This window comes from Rhodopseudomonas faecalis, assembly GCF_003217325.1.
In the GTDB taxonomy this organism is placed as follows: Bacteria; Pseudomonadota; Alphaproteobacteria; order Rhizobiales; family Xanthobacteraceae; genus Rhodopseudomonas; species Rhodopseudomonas faecalis.
In genome coordinates, this window is record NZ_QJTI01000021.1 from 51,531 (window position 1) to 65,619 (window position 14,089).

15 protein-coding genes are annotated in these 14,089 nt (G+C 65.1%); 8 read left to right on the top strand and 7 right to left on the bottom strand.

Annotated features, from left to right (window positions below; genetic code table 11):
• Positions 1-101: 101 nt before the first annotated feature.
• From mtgA to BJ122_RS15035, 3 genes are all read left to right on the top strand, one after another.
• Positions 102-791, top strand: coding sequence for a monofunctional biosynthetic peptidoglycan transglycosylase (gene mtgA / locus BJ122_RS15025; RefSeq protein WP_110782023.1), 690 nt, complete (start codon positions 102-104; stop codon positions 789-791).
• 223 nt (positions 792-1,014) lie between these two features.
• Positions 1,015-1,197 (top strand): 50S ribosomal protein L32, encoded by a 183-nt coding sequence (rpmF, locus tag BJ122_RS15030; protein ID WP_110782024.1) that lies wholly within the window; start codon positions 1,015-1,017, stop codon positions 1,195-1,197.
• Between the two features lie 239 nt (positions 1,198-1,436).
• Positions 1,437-1,976, top strand: coding sequence for a hypothetical protein (locus BJ122_RS15035; RefSeq protein WP_110782026.1), 540 nt, complete (start codon positions 1,437-1,439; stop codon positions 1,974-1,976).
• Positions 1,977-2,090: 114 nt separating this feature from the next.
• On the opposite strand, the gene BJ122_RS15040 is transcribed toward BJ122_RS15035, so the two are convergent.
• Positions 2,091-2,366: a hypothetical protein gene (locus BJ122_RS15040; RefSeq protein ID WP_110782028.1), complete on the bottom strand. Its 276-nt coding sequence runs from the start codon at positions 2,364-2,366 to the stop codon at positions 2,091-2,093.
• Positions 2,367-2,576: 210 nt separating this feature from the next.
• Here BJ122_RS15040 and BJ122_RS15045 point away from each other — a divergent pair, with 210 nt between their 5' ends.
• Positions 2,577-4,295, top strand: coding sequence for a putative bifunctional diguanylate cyclase/phosphodiesterase (locus BJ122_RS15045; RefSeq protein WP_245407742.1), 1,719 nt, complete (start codon positions 2,577-2,579; stop codon positions 4,293-4,295).
• A 243-nt stretch (positions 4,296-4,538) separates the two neighbouring features.
• Here the strand turns inward: BJ122_RS15045 and phaR are convergent, their stop codons facing one another.
• Positions 4,539-5,147, bottom strand: coding sequence for a polyhydroxyalkanoate synthesis repressor PhaR (gene phaR / locus BJ122_RS15050; RefSeq protein WP_110782029.1), 609 nt, complete (start codon positions 5,145-5,147; stop codon positions 4,539-4,541).
• Positions 5,148-5,447: 300 nt separating this feature from the next.
• On the opposite strand from phaR, the gene BJ122_RS15055 reads away from it, so the two are divergent.
• The 3 genes from BJ122_RS15055 to yddG all read left to right on the top strand — a co-directional run bounded on the left by BJ122_RS15055 (position 5,448) and on the right by yddG (position 8,531).
• On the top strand, positions 5,448-6,626 hold the full coding sequence (locus BJ122_RS15055; protein ID WP_103012055.1) for an acetyl-CoA C-acetyltransferase: 1,179 nt from the start codon (positions 5,448-5,450) through the stop codon (positions 6,624-6,626).
• Positions 6,627-6,892: 266 nt separating this feature from the next.
• A complete protein-coding gene (phbB, locus tag BJ122_RS15060) occupies positions 6,893-7,618 on the top strand; it encodes an acetoacetyl-CoA reductase (RefSeq protein ID WP_110782031.1) in 726 nt (241 codons plus the stop codon).
• Between the two features lie 37 nt (positions 7,619-7,655).
• Positions 7,656-8,531, top strand: a complete 876-nt coding sequence (yddG, locus tag BJ122_RS15065; protein ID WP_110782033.1) for an aromatic amino acid exporter YddG — start codon at positions 7,656-7,658, stop codon at positions 8,529-8,531.
• A 14-nt stretch (positions 8,532-8,545) separates the two neighbouring features.
• Here the strand turns inward: yddG and BJ122_RS15070 are convergent, their stop codons facing one another.
• Together BJ122_RS15070 and gloB are read right to left on the bottom strand one after the other, a co-directional pair.
• The gene (locus tag BJ122_RS15070; protein WP_110782035.1) at positions 8,546-8,989 is read right to left on the bottom strand and encodes a cupin domain-containing protein; all 444 of its coding nucleotides are present in this window, start codon (positions 8,987-8,989) and stop codon (positions 8,546-8,548) included.
• Entirely contained in the window at positions 8,989-9,756 is a 768-nt protein-coding gene (gene gloB / locus BJ122_RS15075) for a hydroxyacylglutathione hydrolase (RefSeq protein ID WP_110782037.1), read from the bottom strand. The genes BJ122_RS15070 and gloB overlap by 1 nt, the downstream gene beginning before the upstream one ends.
• A gap of 144 nt (positions 9,757-9,900) precedes the next feature.
• On the opposite strand from gloB, the gene BJ122_RS15080 reads away from it, so the two are divergent.
• Complete coding sequence (locus tag BJ122_RS15080; protein ID WP_110782039.1) at positions 9,901-10,686, top strand: class I SAM-dependent methyltransferase; 786 nt, start codon at positions 9,901-9,903, stop codon at positions 10,684-10,686.
• A gap of 160 nt (positions 10,687-10,846) precedes the next feature.
• On the opposite strand, the gene BJ122_RS15085 is transcribed toward BJ122_RS15080, so the two are convergent.
• From BJ122_RS15085 to prfA, 3 genes are all read right to left on the bottom strand, one after another.
• Positions 10,847-11,518 (bottom strand): DUF4167 domain-containing protein, encoded by a 672-nt coding sequence (locus BJ122_RS15085; RefSeq protein WP_110782041.1) that lies wholly within the window; start codon positions 11,516-11,518, stop codon positions 10,847-10,849.
• Positions 11,519-11,968: 450 nt separating this feature from the next.
• Positions 11,969-12,859: a peptide chain release factor N(5)-glutamine methyltransferase gene (gene prmC / locus BJ122_RS15090; RefSeq protein WP_110782043.1), complete on the bottom strand. Its 891-nt coding sequence runs from the start codon at positions 12,857-12,859 to the stop codon at positions 11,969-11,971.
• 99 nt (positions 12,860-12,958) lie between these two features.
• Positions 12,959-14,041: a peptide chain release factor 1 gene (gene prfA, locus BJ122_RS15095; protein ID WP_110782044.1), complete on the bottom strand. Its 1,083-nt coding sequence runs from the start codon at positions 14,039-14,041 to the stop codon at positions 12,959-12,961.
• Between the last annotated feature and the right edge of the window lie 48 nt (positions 14,042-14,089).

Here is a 14,089-nt window from a genome sequence, read left to right on the forward strand (position 1 = left end):
GCAGCGTTAACCCGGTGCCGGTTTTCGATCTCAGCAAAACCGCCTAGACTGTCGCCTTACGAGTGACGGCGCGGCTGCGCCGTGCGGGGACGGGGCCAGCTTTGCGTTTTGTTCGCAACAATCTGATCCGCAACGTCGTGTTGGCCGTGCTGGCGCTGCTGTTGCTGCCCTATCTGCTGACACTGTTTTATGCCGGCGGCCATCCGGTCTCGACGCTGATGGCGTGGCGCTGGCTCACCGGCGCGCCGGTGACGCGGCAATGGATCGATCTGGAGCGGATCGCGCCGTCGCTGCCGAGCACTGTGGTGGCGGCCGAGGATGCCAAGTTCTGCGTGCATCATGGCGTCGATTGGGACTCGCTGCGCGAGGTGATCGACGACTACCAGGAGGGTGCCGCGCGCCGCGGCGGCTCCAGCATCACCCAGCAGCTCGCCAAGAACCTGTTCCTGTGGCCCGGCCGCAGCGTGCTGCGCAAGGGCCTGGAGCTGCCGCTGGCGCTGTGGATCGATCTGGTGCTGTCCAAGCAGCGCATCCTGGAGCTGTATCTCAACGTCGCCGAATGGGGCCCGAACGGCCAGTTCGGCGTCGAGGCCGGCGCGCAATATGCGTTCGGCCAGTCCGCCGCCCGGCTCTCGGCGCGCGAGGCGGCGCTCCTGACCGCGATCCTGCCCAATCCGGTGACGCGCAGCGCCAAGAATCCGGGGCGCGCGGTACGCCGGCTGGCCTCGACCTATCAGGCGCGCAGCCAGTCGTCGGAGCTGGCGCGCTGCTGGCGCGGCCGCGGCGAGTGAACGTGCGGCGCCTTGCCTCTGGTGGTATCTCTCGGTTATCCCGGTCTAGGCTCTTGTTTTAGCGCGTGTTCTAGGCGCAATCCGGAAACCATTTCGCTCGAAAACACTCTAGCTTTGTGCGGCCGCTTCCGTTATAAGCCCGGCCTGATCTGAGTTTGCCCGCGCCCTGCCAGGCGCCGGGGGCATCCGCGTTGGATGCGAAAAACCCTGCAAGGACCATGACATGGCCGTTCCGAGAAGAAAAACCTCGCCCTCGCGGCGTGGCATGCGCCGTTCCGCTGACGCGGTGAAGAAGCCGACCTACGTTGAGGACAAGGATTCCGGCGAACTGCGCCGCCCGCATCATCTCGATCTGAAGACCGGGATGTACAAGGGCCGCCAGGTCCTGATCAAAAAGGAATCCTGATCCCGCCACGAAGGTGCGCCGCACGGCGTACCTTCTTCGGCGCTGCTCGGCCTGCGAGCACGGATCAAGGGGCTGAGGCCGGCTCAGCTGCGCGCTTTCGTTGTCACACGCTTTCGTTGTTACACGTTTTCGTTGTCAACGGGCTTGCAGCACGCGCCGTCCCTGGTGAGAGAAGCAGCGCTGGCGCGGTTCGATTTGGCCGCCAGCCTGCAGGACTCGCTTGAAGAGAAGGCCGCCCCATGCCGATCATCGGTTTTCCGCTGCTGCTGATCCCGCTGGCTGTCTGCAACATCATCATTTTCATGATGCCGGGCGTCGATTTCGAGGCGCCGGTGGCGGTCGTGCGGCTGTGGTCCGGCAATAGCTGGCCGCTGACGATCCGCGATTTGTTGTTGTCGGTTGCGGCGCTGCTGCTGGTGCTGGAAGTGATCAAGGCCGGCCGGCCTGGCGCCAAATTCGCGACCGACCATTTCCTGTCGCTGCTGGTGTTCGCCGCCGCGGCCGGGGAATTCGTGGCGCTGCCGCAATTCGGCAATTCAACGATGTTCATGCTGGCGATGCTGGCGCTGGTCGATGTGCTGGCCGGCATCGGGCTGCGGCCGCGCCGGGTCCGGCGCAAACCCGCCGCGCCACCTGTGCAGAAGCAGGCCAAGCCGGCAGCCAGCGACGCTGGCACTGAACCCGCCAGCAAATCCTCCGACACCGAGACAGATAGTTCGCCGTCGATCGCCTCGCCGACGTTGCAGCCGGCTGCCAGCTCGTCATCCGCCTCGCGCTAATCCTATCTCTCGCGCTAGCGCGGGCTTGCGCGCGGGCTGCTGCGGGCTCGAGCCCGCGTCGTCGCTGATCGCTCAGCGCCGCGGTTACTTACCTTCAAGCTGTCGAGATCGATTTCAGATGCTGCGGCGGGGCCGGGCGCCGATCACGCGGTCGCGGCTGGCGGTGCTGCGATAGGCGGCATTGGCATCGGCCGAGCTGGCGCGGCGCAAGGTGCGCGTTTGCGGCGAATGCTGCGCGGTCGCGATCAGGTGGGTCAGGAACGACGCATCGGGGCGTGGCAGCACGCGCAGCATCGGCTGCTCGGCCGAGTCGGCGTGCAGCGAGATCATGCCGGTGCCGACCGCAGCGGGTTCCCACTCGTCTTGCTGGCTGCTTGCGTTGCCGCTCATCAGTCTCTCCCGTCGACTGTCTCATTTCGGGAGTTCGCATCTCCCGTATCAGTGGCATCGCAAGCGCTATGCCGTGGTTCCCGATCGGAGCCACGACCGCGCGAATCGTCAGTTCTGCAGTGATTAGGAAGTTTGCCTAGCGTCCGGCATGGCCGTCGCCCTATTCTGCACAGGAGAATCACCTCCCAAGTGTCCCAAAACGAGGCGACCGTGACAGTCGATCCGTCGTGCGAAGCCGCGCTTGTGCCAAACGAGCTCGCCCCCAACGCAACCACCATTCTTGCTGAGCTCGGGCAGGCGGCGTTCGTCTGGGATATCGCTTCGGATGCGATGTCCTGGAGTGCCGCCGCCGCGACGGTGTTCGAGGGCATTCCGTCGAGCGCGCTTAGCAGCGGCGCTGCGCTGGCGGGTTTCCTGGAGCCGTCGGCGTCGATCCGCAGCGACGCGCTGCGCGGCTCGCCGGCGCCCGGCGTGCGCGCGCTCTATCGGGTGGAATATGCGGTGCGGGCCTCGATCTCGGCACCGCCGTGCTGGATCGAGGAAACTGGGTTTTGGATCGCCGGCGCCGATGGCCGGCCGGCGCGCGTCGAAGGCGTGGTGCGGGTCAACAATGAGCGCCACGCCCGCGATCAGCAATTGCTGCAGCAGGCGCAGAACGATGCGCTCACCGGCGAGCTGAACCGCACCCATCTGCTCGCCGCGCTCGCCGAAGCGATCGAAGACGCCGCGCGGTTCCGCGGCAATTGCGCGTTCATGCTGGTTGGCATCGATCATCTGGCGCGGGTCAACGACTCGTTCGGCTTCGACGTCGCCGATGAAGTGATCCGCGTGGTGGCGCAGCGCATCCGCGCGCGGCTGCGCTCCGGCGATCAGCTCGGCCGGGTGTCCGGCAACAAGTTCGGCCTGGTGCTGATGAACTGCACCCCCGACGACATGGTGATCGCCGCGGAACGGTTCCTCGCGGCGGTCAGCGGCGAGGTGGTGCCGACCAGCTCCGGCCCGGTGGCGATTACCGCCTCGGTCGGCGGCGTCAGCGTGCCGCGCTATGCCCGCAGCACCGAGGAGGCGCTCAACCGCGCCCATGAATCGCTCGACGCCGCCAAGCAGCGGCGCTGCGGCTCGTTTTCGATGTGGAAGCCCGACCTCGAGCGCGATCAGCAGCGCCGGGTCAATATCCGCGTCACCGACGAGATCGTCACCGCGCTTAATGACCGTAGGATCGCGCTGGCGTTCGAGCCGGTGATCTCGGCCGGCTCGCGGCAGACGGCGTTCCACGAATGTCTGGTGCGGATGCAGCAGCAGGACGGCGAATTGCTGCTGGCGCCCGATATCGTTCCGGTGGCGGAGCAGCTCGGTTTGATCCGGCTGGTCGATCATCGCGTGCTGGAACTGGTGGTCAGCGAATTGGCCGCCGCGCCGTCGATCGAGCTCAGCCTCAATATCTCGCCGGAAACCACCATGGATGCCGATTGGTGGTCATCGATCGAATCGCTGCTGTCGGCGCATCCCGGCCTTGCTCAGCGGCTGATCGTGGAAATCACCGAGACGGTCGCGATCAAGGATCTCGATCACGTCCGCAGCTTCGTCACCCGGCTGAAAGGTTTTGGCAGCCGAATCGCGATCGATGATTTCGGCGCCGGCTACACCTCGTTCCGCAATCTGCGCGCACTCGGCGTCGATATCGTCAAGATCGACGGCGCATTCGTGCAGAACATCAGCCATTCCGCCGATGATCGCGCCTTTGTGCAGACCTTGATCGATCTGGCGCGGCGCCTGGAAATCAAGACCGTGGCTGAATGGGTGCAGGATGAGGCCGCCGCCGAGATGCTGCGCGATTGGGGCTGCGACTACATTCAGGGCCGGCTGACCGGGCTGGCGTCATCGCACCGGCCCTGGCGTTCCGCTGCGCGCAGCGCGCTGGCGGGCTGATCAGCGCTCAACAACGGTTGATGAAGTCATCATGCGTCTTTGCCGGGCAGGTCCCGGCTATCGACGTTTCTTTGCCGCGACGCCTGCCGCTAACCAATTCCACCGGACCCCATGCCACCGGACTCAATGCCACCGGACTCAATGCCACCGATCCAATGCCGCCCCACCGCTTTCAAGGAGCGGATGCCCGGCGCGGGCATCGAGGGGCCTTGCTGATCGGCGGTCATACGCGCCGTGACGGTATTACTCGTCTTTCTTGGCGGCGGCGTTCGACATCTGCTCGAGCCGCTCCTGCATTTCCTTCATCTGGCGCCGCAGTTCCTCGATGCCGCTGCTGTCATCGGCCGATTCGCTGGTGGCGTTGTCCTGCGTGACTTCAGGGACCGCAGCGCCCGGCGTCTGCACGAACGGCTTGAACATCGAGAAGGTTTGCTGGAACAGCTCCATGTTGCGCCGCACTTGTTCTTCCAGCGGCGCAAACGGCCCGACGCTGAACGTCGAGGAGATCTGTTTGCGGAATTTCTCCTGCTCGCGCGTCAGCGTATCGATCGACTGCTCGAGATAGCGCGGCACCACCATCTGCATGCTGTCGCCATAGAAGCGGATCAGCTGGCGCAGGAAAGTGGTCGGCAGCAGGTTCTGCCCGGCCTTGTTTTCCTGCTCGAAAATGATCTGCGCGAGCACTGATCGGGTGATGTCATCGCCCGATTTGGCGTCATAAACCTGAAAATCTTCGCCGTTTTTCACCATTGCGGCGAGATCTTCCAAAGTCACGTAAGTACTGGTTCCGGTGTTGTACAGCCGGCGATTCGCGTACTTCTTGATGGTCGTCGGCAGGTTGGATTTCGCCATGGTCACCCACTTGTCGGAGGACGATAAACGGATAGGACCGCCGCTGAGACGATGCGCAATGCAATAAAATAAGCACTTCCCCTCTGGTTCTGCTACCGTTTTGTTCGCGAAGGTTAATCAAGCGACGCTGCACTGCGAAAGAACTGTCGTCAGCTGTTCTTGGAATGCGCTGCAGCAGGATGTGACCTCAGCGACATTGACTCCACAGCATCTGGTTAACAGGATAGCCAAGACCCGGTTCGCCGCCCGGCGAGCTCAGTCCAATCGTACCCAAATCGTTTAAGCCCAGGAGAAATGCTCATGTCCGACGATGTCGTCATCGTCAGCGCCGCTCGCACCGCTGTCGGAAGTTTCAACGGTGCTTTTGCCACCGTACCTGCACATGAGTTGGGGGCTGTGGCGATCCGCGCCGCGCTGGAGCGCGCCGGATTGGAGCCGAGCCGGGTTTCCGAAGTGATCATGGGCCAGATCCTCACTGCGGCGCAGGGCCAGAATCCGGCGCGTCAGGCGTCGATCGCTGCCGGCATTCCGGTGGAAAGCCCGGCCTGGGGCGTCAATCAGCTGTGCGGCTCGGGGCTGCGCAGCGTCGCGCTCGGCTATCAGGCGCTGCTCAATGGTGATTCCGAAGTTGTGGTCGCTGGCGGCCAGGAATCGATGAGCATGGCGCCGCATGCGCAATATCTGCGTGGCGGCGTGAAGATGGGCGCGGTCGAGCTGGTCGATACCATGCTGAAAGACGGCCTGTGGGATGCGTTCAACGGCTACCACATGGGCAACACCGCCGAGAACGTCGCCAAGCAGTATCAGATCACAAGGCAGCAGCAGGATGAGTTCGCGGTCGCCTCGCAGCACAAGGCCGAAGCGGCGCAGAAGGCCGGCAAGTTCAAGGACGAAATCGTGCCGTTCACGGTGAAGACCCGCAAGGGCGACGTGGTGGTCGATACCGATGAGTATCCGCGCCACGGCGCGACGCTGGATGCGATGGCGAAGCTGCGGCCGGCGTTCGAGAAGGACGGCACCGTGACCGCGGGTTCGGCGTCCGGCATCAATGACGGTGCCGCCGCGGTGGTGCTGATGACCGCCAAGCAGGCTGCCAAGGAAGGCAAGAAGCCGCTGGCGCGCATCGTGTCGTGGGGCCAGGCCGGTGTCGATCCGTCGATCATGGGCACCGGACCGATTCCCGCCTCGCGCATCGCGCTGAAGAAGGCCGGCTGGACTGTCGATGATCTCGATCTGATCGAAGCGAACGAAGCGTTTGCGGCTCAGGCCTGCGCCGTCAACAAGGACCTCGGCTGGGATCTCGCCAAGGTCAATGTCAATGGCGGCGCGATCGCGATCGGCCATCCGGTTGGTGCATCCGGCGCCCGCGTGCTGGTGACGTTGCTGCATGAGATGCAGCGGCGCGACGCCAAGAAAGGACTTGCTACGCTGTGCATCGGCGGTGGCATGGGTATCGCAATGTGTGTGGCGCGCGACTGATTTGGCTGACGTTGCTCACCTCATGATGCGGCGCTTATCGTTGCACTGCACCTAATGATCTTGAACGCCCGGCCGTCGTGCCGGGCGTTTTTGTCTTGAAGTTCGTCGAAACGCCGATTTAACTCGATATGAACTGTAAAGGGGACGTCATCAGCAACAGCAATAACAAGTCTCGAATCTGATCGCGCTTCCAATGGCAAATGCAGCGCAGGATTCCGGGTCCGCAAGTCGCGGGCCAGGTTTTACGCGCGGGGAGGAGTGGGAATATGTCACGCGTCGCTTTGGTTACGGGGGGCACTCGTGGGATCGGTGGTGCGATCAGTAAGGCTCTGAAGGAGGCAGGTTACCGAGTCGCAGCGAACTATGCCGGTAACGATGTCGCCGCCGAGAAGTTCAGGTCCGAGACTGGAATTCCGGTGTTCAAATGGGATGTGAGCTCGTACGACGACTGTGTCGCCGGCGTGAAGAAGGTAGAAGCCGAGCTCGGTCCGATCGAAGTGCTGGTCAACAATGCCGGCATCACGCGCGACAGTGCCTTTCACAAAATGTCGATCGAACAATGGGGCGCGGTGGTCAGCACCAATCTCGGCTCGCTGTTCAATGTCACCCGGCAAGTGATCGAAGGGATGCGCAGCCGCAAATTCGGCCGCATCATCAACATCTCCTCGGTCAACGGCCAGAAGGGTCAGTTCGGGCAGGTCAACTACTCGGCGGCCAAGGCGGGCGATATTGCCTTCAGCAAAGCGCTGGCGCTGGAGAACGCGCGCGGCGGCATCACCGTCAATGTGATCTGCCCCGGTTACATCAACACCGAGATGGTACAGGCGGTGCCCAAAGAGGTGCTCGAAAAGAATATTCTGCCACTGATCCCGGTCAATCGGCTGGGCGAGCCGGAAGAAATTGCGCGCGGCGTGGTGTTTCTTGCCGCGGACGAAGCGGGCTTCATCACCGGCTCGACGCTGTCGATCAATGGCGGGCAATTCATGAGCTGATTCGCGGCGCTGGCGCCGTCATGGCGAGCAACGCGCTATGACGGTGCGCAGTGCCACGCTGATCGGACTGAGCGCCATCGCAATGTGGTCGCTGCTGGCGGTGATGACGGTCGCCACCGGCACGATCCCCGCGTTCCAGCTCTTGGCGATGACCTTCGCGATTGGCGCGCTGGTGTGTTCGCTCGGCCTGTTGCTGCGGCCGGGCGCGGTGTCCGCGCTGAAGCAGCCACCGCTCGCCTGGGCGGTCGGCGTCGGCGGGCTGTTCGGCTATCACGCGCTGTATTTCCTGGCGCTGCGGCTCGCGCCGCCGGCCGAGGCCGGGCTGGTCAATTATCTTTGGCCGCTGCTGATCGTGCTGTTCTCATCCTTGCTGCCCGGCGAGACATTGCGCTGGCATCATTTGCTGGGCGCGCTGCTCGGGCTGCTCGGTACCGTGCTGCTGTTCGCCGGCAATGCTGCGGCGCAATTCGAGCGCGGTCATCTGATCGGTCTTGGCGCGGCGTTCGTCGCGGCGTTCGTGTGGGCGAGCTATTCGGTGATGTCGCGCCAGCTGCGCGCGGTGCCGACCGATGCGGTCGCCGGTTTCTGCGCCGTCACCGCGCTGCTGGCGGCGCTGGTGCATGTCATGGTCGAAGAGACCGTGTGGCCGCAAAGCGCGCTGGCTTGGCTGTCGGCGCTGGCGCTCGGTATCGGTCCGGTCGGCGCGGCGTTCTATGCTTGGGACATCGGCATGAAGCGCGGCGATATCCGGGTGATCGGTGCAGCCTCTTACGCGACGCCGCTGCTATCGACCGGCTGTTTGATCCTGGCCGGCTACGCGCAGCCGAGCCTGGCGCTCGGCTTTGCCGCAGTGCTGATCGCCGGCGGCGGGCTGATCGCCGCCAAGGACATGATCTGGCGCAAGCGGTCCTGATCGGTCGCGGCTCGTCACGCGTAAGGCGGCGACCAGTCCTTGTCGGCCAGCTCAAAACTGGCGAAGTCAAAGCCCGGCGCCACCGTGCAGCCGACCAGCGTCCAGTCGCCTTCGCTTTCCGCCGCCTGCCAGGCATGGGGCGGCACGATGCCTTGCGGCAGCTCGCCCGCGGCGAGATCGGCGCCGAGCCGCAGCGTGCGCAGCCCGGTGCCATCGGCGATCCGCAGCGTCAGCGGCGCGCCGGCGTAATAGTGCCAGATCTCGACGGCATCGATCCGGTGCCAATGTGAGCGCTCGCCGCGCGCCAGCAGGAAATAGATCGCGGTGGAGTGGGCGCGGCCATCGTCCTGGCCGCGGGGATCGCGAAAGGTCTCGCGATAATGGCCGCCCTCGGGATGCGGCTGCAGCCCGAGCCGGGCGATGATGTCGTGGGCGCTGAGCTGGGGCGGATGGGGCATTAAAACTTGTTCTTGCGTTCGCGTAGTTCTGTGAACACGGCGATCGGATCGGCACCCTTGAGCCGTACCCCGGCGGCGACCGCCGGATCGTCGGCGCGCAGAAATACGTTGGCGCTCTTCTCAACGCCGAGCCGCACCGGAATGGTCGGCTGGCCGGCGCTGCGCAATTCGGTCACCTCAGCGGCGCGGGCCAGCAGCGCGGGATTGGTAGGCTCGATCGTCAGCGCGAATTTGACGTTGGCCGCGGTGTATTCATGGCCGCAATACATCAGCATGTCGTCGGGCAGCGCGCGCAGCTTGAGCAGCGAATCCCACATCATCGGGTAGCTGCCCTCGAACAAGCGGCCGCAGCCGAGCGAAAACAGCGTGTCGCCGGTGAACACCACCTTGTCGTCGTCGAACACGTAAACCACATGATCAAGTGTATGTCCCGGTGTCTCCAATACGCGCGCCAGCAGGCTGCCAACCTTGACCACATCACCCTGGGCGACCCGCAGGTCGACCAGGGGCAGCGCCGCCGTCCTATCGTGCGGCGCGACGACGCGGCAGCCATATGCCTCCTTGAGCGCCGCCACCCCGCCGACATGATCGCCGTGATGATGGGTCAGCAGAATATCGGTGAGGGTCCAGCCTTCGCGCTGCAGCGTGTCGCGGATCGGCGCGGCGTCCGGCGCATCGATCGCGGCGGTGGCGCCGGTGCTGGCGTCGTGCACCAGGTAACCGAAATTGTCGTTCAGGCAGGGAGACAGGCGGATCTCGGCGGCCATGAAAGCTCCGTACAGGTGATCGCTCGGAGGGGGCGGGCGGCCCCTGGTCGGGTGAAATATGGCGTTAACGCTCCCGCGGCAATGAGCGATTTCCGGCGATCGGGCGAGGCTCGGCCGCCTTTGGCGACGTGGTAGAAGCGGATCATGACGATCGATGTGATCGAGCTGCGCAATTTCTACTCCAATCGCCTCGGCGCAATGGCACGGCGGCTGATCAACCGTGGCATCGTCGGGCATTGGCCGAACGCCCATGGGCTGCGGGTGGTCGGGCTCGGCTATTCGACGCCCTATCTTGGGCTGTTTCGCAAGGATTGCGAACGCTGCCTGGCATTCATGCCGGCGGCGCAGGGCGTGCTGAAATGGCCGACCGCGCGGCCGACGCTGTCGACGCTGGTCGAGGAATGCTCGCTGCCGCTGCCGGACGCCGCGGTCGATCGCATCCTGATCGTCCATGCTTTGGAAATGTCGGACGATCCCGATGGTTTAATGCGGGAATTGTGGCGGGTGCTGGCGCCGTCAGGCCGGCTGATGGCGATTGTGCCCAATCGCGGCGGGGTCTGGGCGCGCACCGACACCACGCCGTTCGGCCACGGCCGGCCCTATTCGCGCTCGCAGATCGCCGAACTGTTGCGGCGCTGCTGGTTCACGCCAGTCAATTGGAGCGATGCGCTGTTCCTGCCGCCGGTCGAGCACCAATGGATGCTGCAATCGGCCCCGGCCTGGGAGCGGGTCGGCGCGGCAATGTCGCTGCCGTTTGCCGGGGTCCATATCGTGGAAGCCACCAAGGAGGTGGTGCGGGCGACGCCGGTGCGCCGCGAGCGCACCCGGCTGATCCCGGCGTTGCAGCCGGTGCTGGTGCCGAGCCGGATGGAGCCGCAGGCCGACGGCAATCCCGTGCGTGCCTTGCCGCCGCCCACGCCGAGCCGCTGACGTCCAAAGACCCGCCCAACCTCGGATGCCCGCGCTCAAGCACGGGCATGATGGGTCATGGGTGGAACCCGTCAGCGTCAAGCTCAACAAGCTCAGAGACGACAATGGCCGGGACAAGCCCGGCCATCACGCGATCAATGGGGCGGTCCAGCGACCCGAATTACTCGTTGCTCGGCGCCGAGAAGTCGTCGGCCACCGCTGCCGCCGGAGCGGCCACCGGCGCCACGCCGGCTGCTTCGCCGCGCGGACCCGGGGAACGGCGCCGACGGCGCGGCGGATAGCGGTCCGGGCGGTCGCCGCCCTCGAAGCTCGAGCCGTTGATCTGCGGCTGCGGGCCGGTGATGAACGACGGCAGCCGATCGACACTGTCGCTGCTCGGCTGCATCGGCTGCGGCTGGTATTGCGGCTGCGGGCGGTGTTCGCGCGGCTGGGGCTGCGGTTGGACGGCAACGGGGGCGGCCGGCAGGCCCGGCTCGGCGCCAAAATTGGAATAGCCGTCGCTGTCGAAATCCGGGCCGTCGTCCTGCGTGTCGTTGTCGATGCGCGGCTGCGGCTGATTCTGGCGGAACTGCTCCTGGGCGGCGGCGATCAACCGGAAGTAGTGCTCGGCGTGCTGATAATAGTTTTCGGCGGCAACCGGGTCACCGGAGCTGCGGGCATCGCGGGCCAGTTGCACGTATTTCTCGGCGACGTGGGAGGCAGTGCCGCGGATTTTGATGTCGGGACCGTTGGATTCGAAAACCCTGGTCAACGGATTCTGGCCGCGCCGGTTGTTGTTGCCATTATTATTCCGGTTGCGCAGCCGCTTATTGTTGTTCTGACCGTTCCTCATGTCGAGCCTTCTCACCACACCCAAGAGATTCGAGGTTGCCGCGGCCGTCGCCGGACGCGCCAAGCATCCCGATTGCACCGCCGTTCAGATCTTTGTGCCGACTGCCGCGTTCGCAAACGCGTTCCCTGTCGCCGGCGAGCGTCAACGCCCACCGGCCGGTCCGACTCAGTCAGCCAGCCGGGACAAGCTCAGGTCGCCTCACGTGAGTTATCAAGAGCAAAACAGGCTTTCGTCCGCTTCGCGGGTGCAAGCTGCGCAGCGTCGCTGGCGCGCTCAACCAACCCATCTTTTGGAACCAAATTGATCAGGGCGTTCTCATTGCCGAGAACCTGCGCCCTCACCCGCAGCATGCGCGGGGCCCGCATCCCTGGACCTATGTCGTGGCCGGAACGTAGTCGCTCTCACGCGATATTCCAAGCAGTTTTTTGCAAGCTATTCCGATCCCTGCGGTCATGGTTTGCGGCCGATCACCACTCGGGCAATACCGCCGAGGTCGTAGCGGGGTGGTTGATCAATCGTTAACCCGGCCAGTTCCAGCAATTCGGCCACCGCAGCGCTCTGGCCCTGGCCGACCTCCAGCAGCACCAGACCGCCGCTCCTTAACAACGCCGCAGCCTGCGGAGCGATCCGTCGATAGGCGTCGAGCCCGTCATCGCCGCCGTCGAGCGCCCGGCGCGGATCGTGGTCGCGGACCTCGATCGCCAGGGTTCCGATCTCGGCGGCCGGGATGTAGGGCGGGTTGGAGGCGATCAGGTCAAAGCCCGGCGCCAGCGCGCTGGCATAGTCGCAGGCCACAAAATGCGCCCGCTCGGCGAGCCCCAGCTTTCGGGCGTTGCCGCGCGCGGTGTGCAGCGCGCCCAGGCTCAGATCGGTGGCGATGCCGAACGCGCCCGGCCATTCCGACAGCAGTGCCAGCAGGATCGCGCCGGTGCCGGTGCCCAGATCGGCGATTCGCAGCGCCGCGCCGCCGCGGCCTGCCGGGATGAGATCGAGCGCGGCGTCGATCAGCGTTTCGGTATCCGGCCGTGGCACCAGCGTCTCTGCGGAGAGAGCAAAGTCGAGGCCCCAAAATTCCTGGCTGCCGATGATGCGCGCGATCGGCTCGCCAGCGATTCGGCGGCGCGCCATCGCTTCCAAGCCGTCGGCTTCGGCGGCGGTCAGCGCCCGTTCCGCATGGCGCACCAGGCCGGTGAGATCGAGCTGCAGCGCCGCGCCGATCAGCAGCCTTGCCTCGAGATCGGGTGATTCGAGGCCGTGGCCGCGCAAATGCGACGCCAAGCTGCGGCGTGCGGCGGCGATGGTCTGGCCGGCGAGCGGCACGCCTGGTCGGGGATCGTTCAAGCCCGCGGTCCTTAATTCCCTCTGCCCTTGTGGGATCGGGGGGCGAGCGAAGCTCGCCGGGTGAGGGGGCGCGCCGCGACGCTCATGCTCACTTCGCCGCTAATCACCTTGCGCGGCGAGCTGCGCCGCCTGGTGCTCGGTGGTCAGCGCGTCGATCAATTCGCCCAAGCTATCGCCGGCGATCACCTGCGGCAGCTTGTACAGCGTCAGGTTGATGCGGTGGTCGGTGACGCGGCCTTGCGGGAAATTATAGGTGCGGATGCGCTCGGAGCGGTCGCCAGAGCCGACCTTTTCCTTGCGCTCGGCCGAACGCGCCGCATCGGCGCGCTGCCGCTCGGCGTCATAGATGCGCGAGCGCAGGATGTTCATCGCCGACATGCGGTTTTTGTGCTGCGAGCGGCTGTCCTGCATCATCACCATGATGCCGGTCGGCAAATGGGTGATGCGAATCGCCGATTCGGTCTTGTTGACGTGCTGGCCGCCGGCGCCCTGGGCGCGCATGGTCTCGATGCGCAGGTCTTCCTGCTTGATCTCGACGTCGAGTTCTTCGACCTCGGGCAGCACCGCCACGGTCGCCGCCGAGGTGTGGATGCGGCCCTGGGTCTCGGTGTCGGGCACGCGCTGCACCCGGTGCACCCCCGATTCGAATTTCAGCTTGGCGAACGCGCCGCGGCCCTTCACCTCGGCGATGATTTCCTTAAAACCCCCGACCGTGCCTTCAGAGGTTGAAATCACCTCGACGCTCCAGCCCTGCAGCGCGGCAAAGCGCTCATACATCCGGAACAGGTCGCCGGCGAACAGCGAGGCTTCGTCGCCGCCGGTGCCGGCGCGGATTTCCAGCATCACGTTGCGCTCGTCCATCGCGTCCTTGGGCAACAGCGCGATCCGGATCTGCTGGATCAGCTCCTGGACGTGGTCGGCGAGCGCGGCCTGCTCGGCCTCGGCCATGGCCCGCATCTCGGGGTCGGTGTCGGGATCGGCCAGCATCGCGTCGATGTCGCCGATCTCGTCGCGCACCTGGCGATAGGCCTTCACCGCCTCGACCAGCTCGTTCAGCTCGGCGAGTTCGCGGGTGATCTTGACGTAGTTGTCGGCATTGACCGGCCCCATCAGCTCGGCTTCCAGCGCGGCATGGCGGGCGAGCAGCAGGTCCAGTTTGGCTTCGGGCAGCGAGGGCGACATGGGGTGTCTCGACAAGGATGGCAGCAAAGCGAAGGGCAGGCGAAGCGG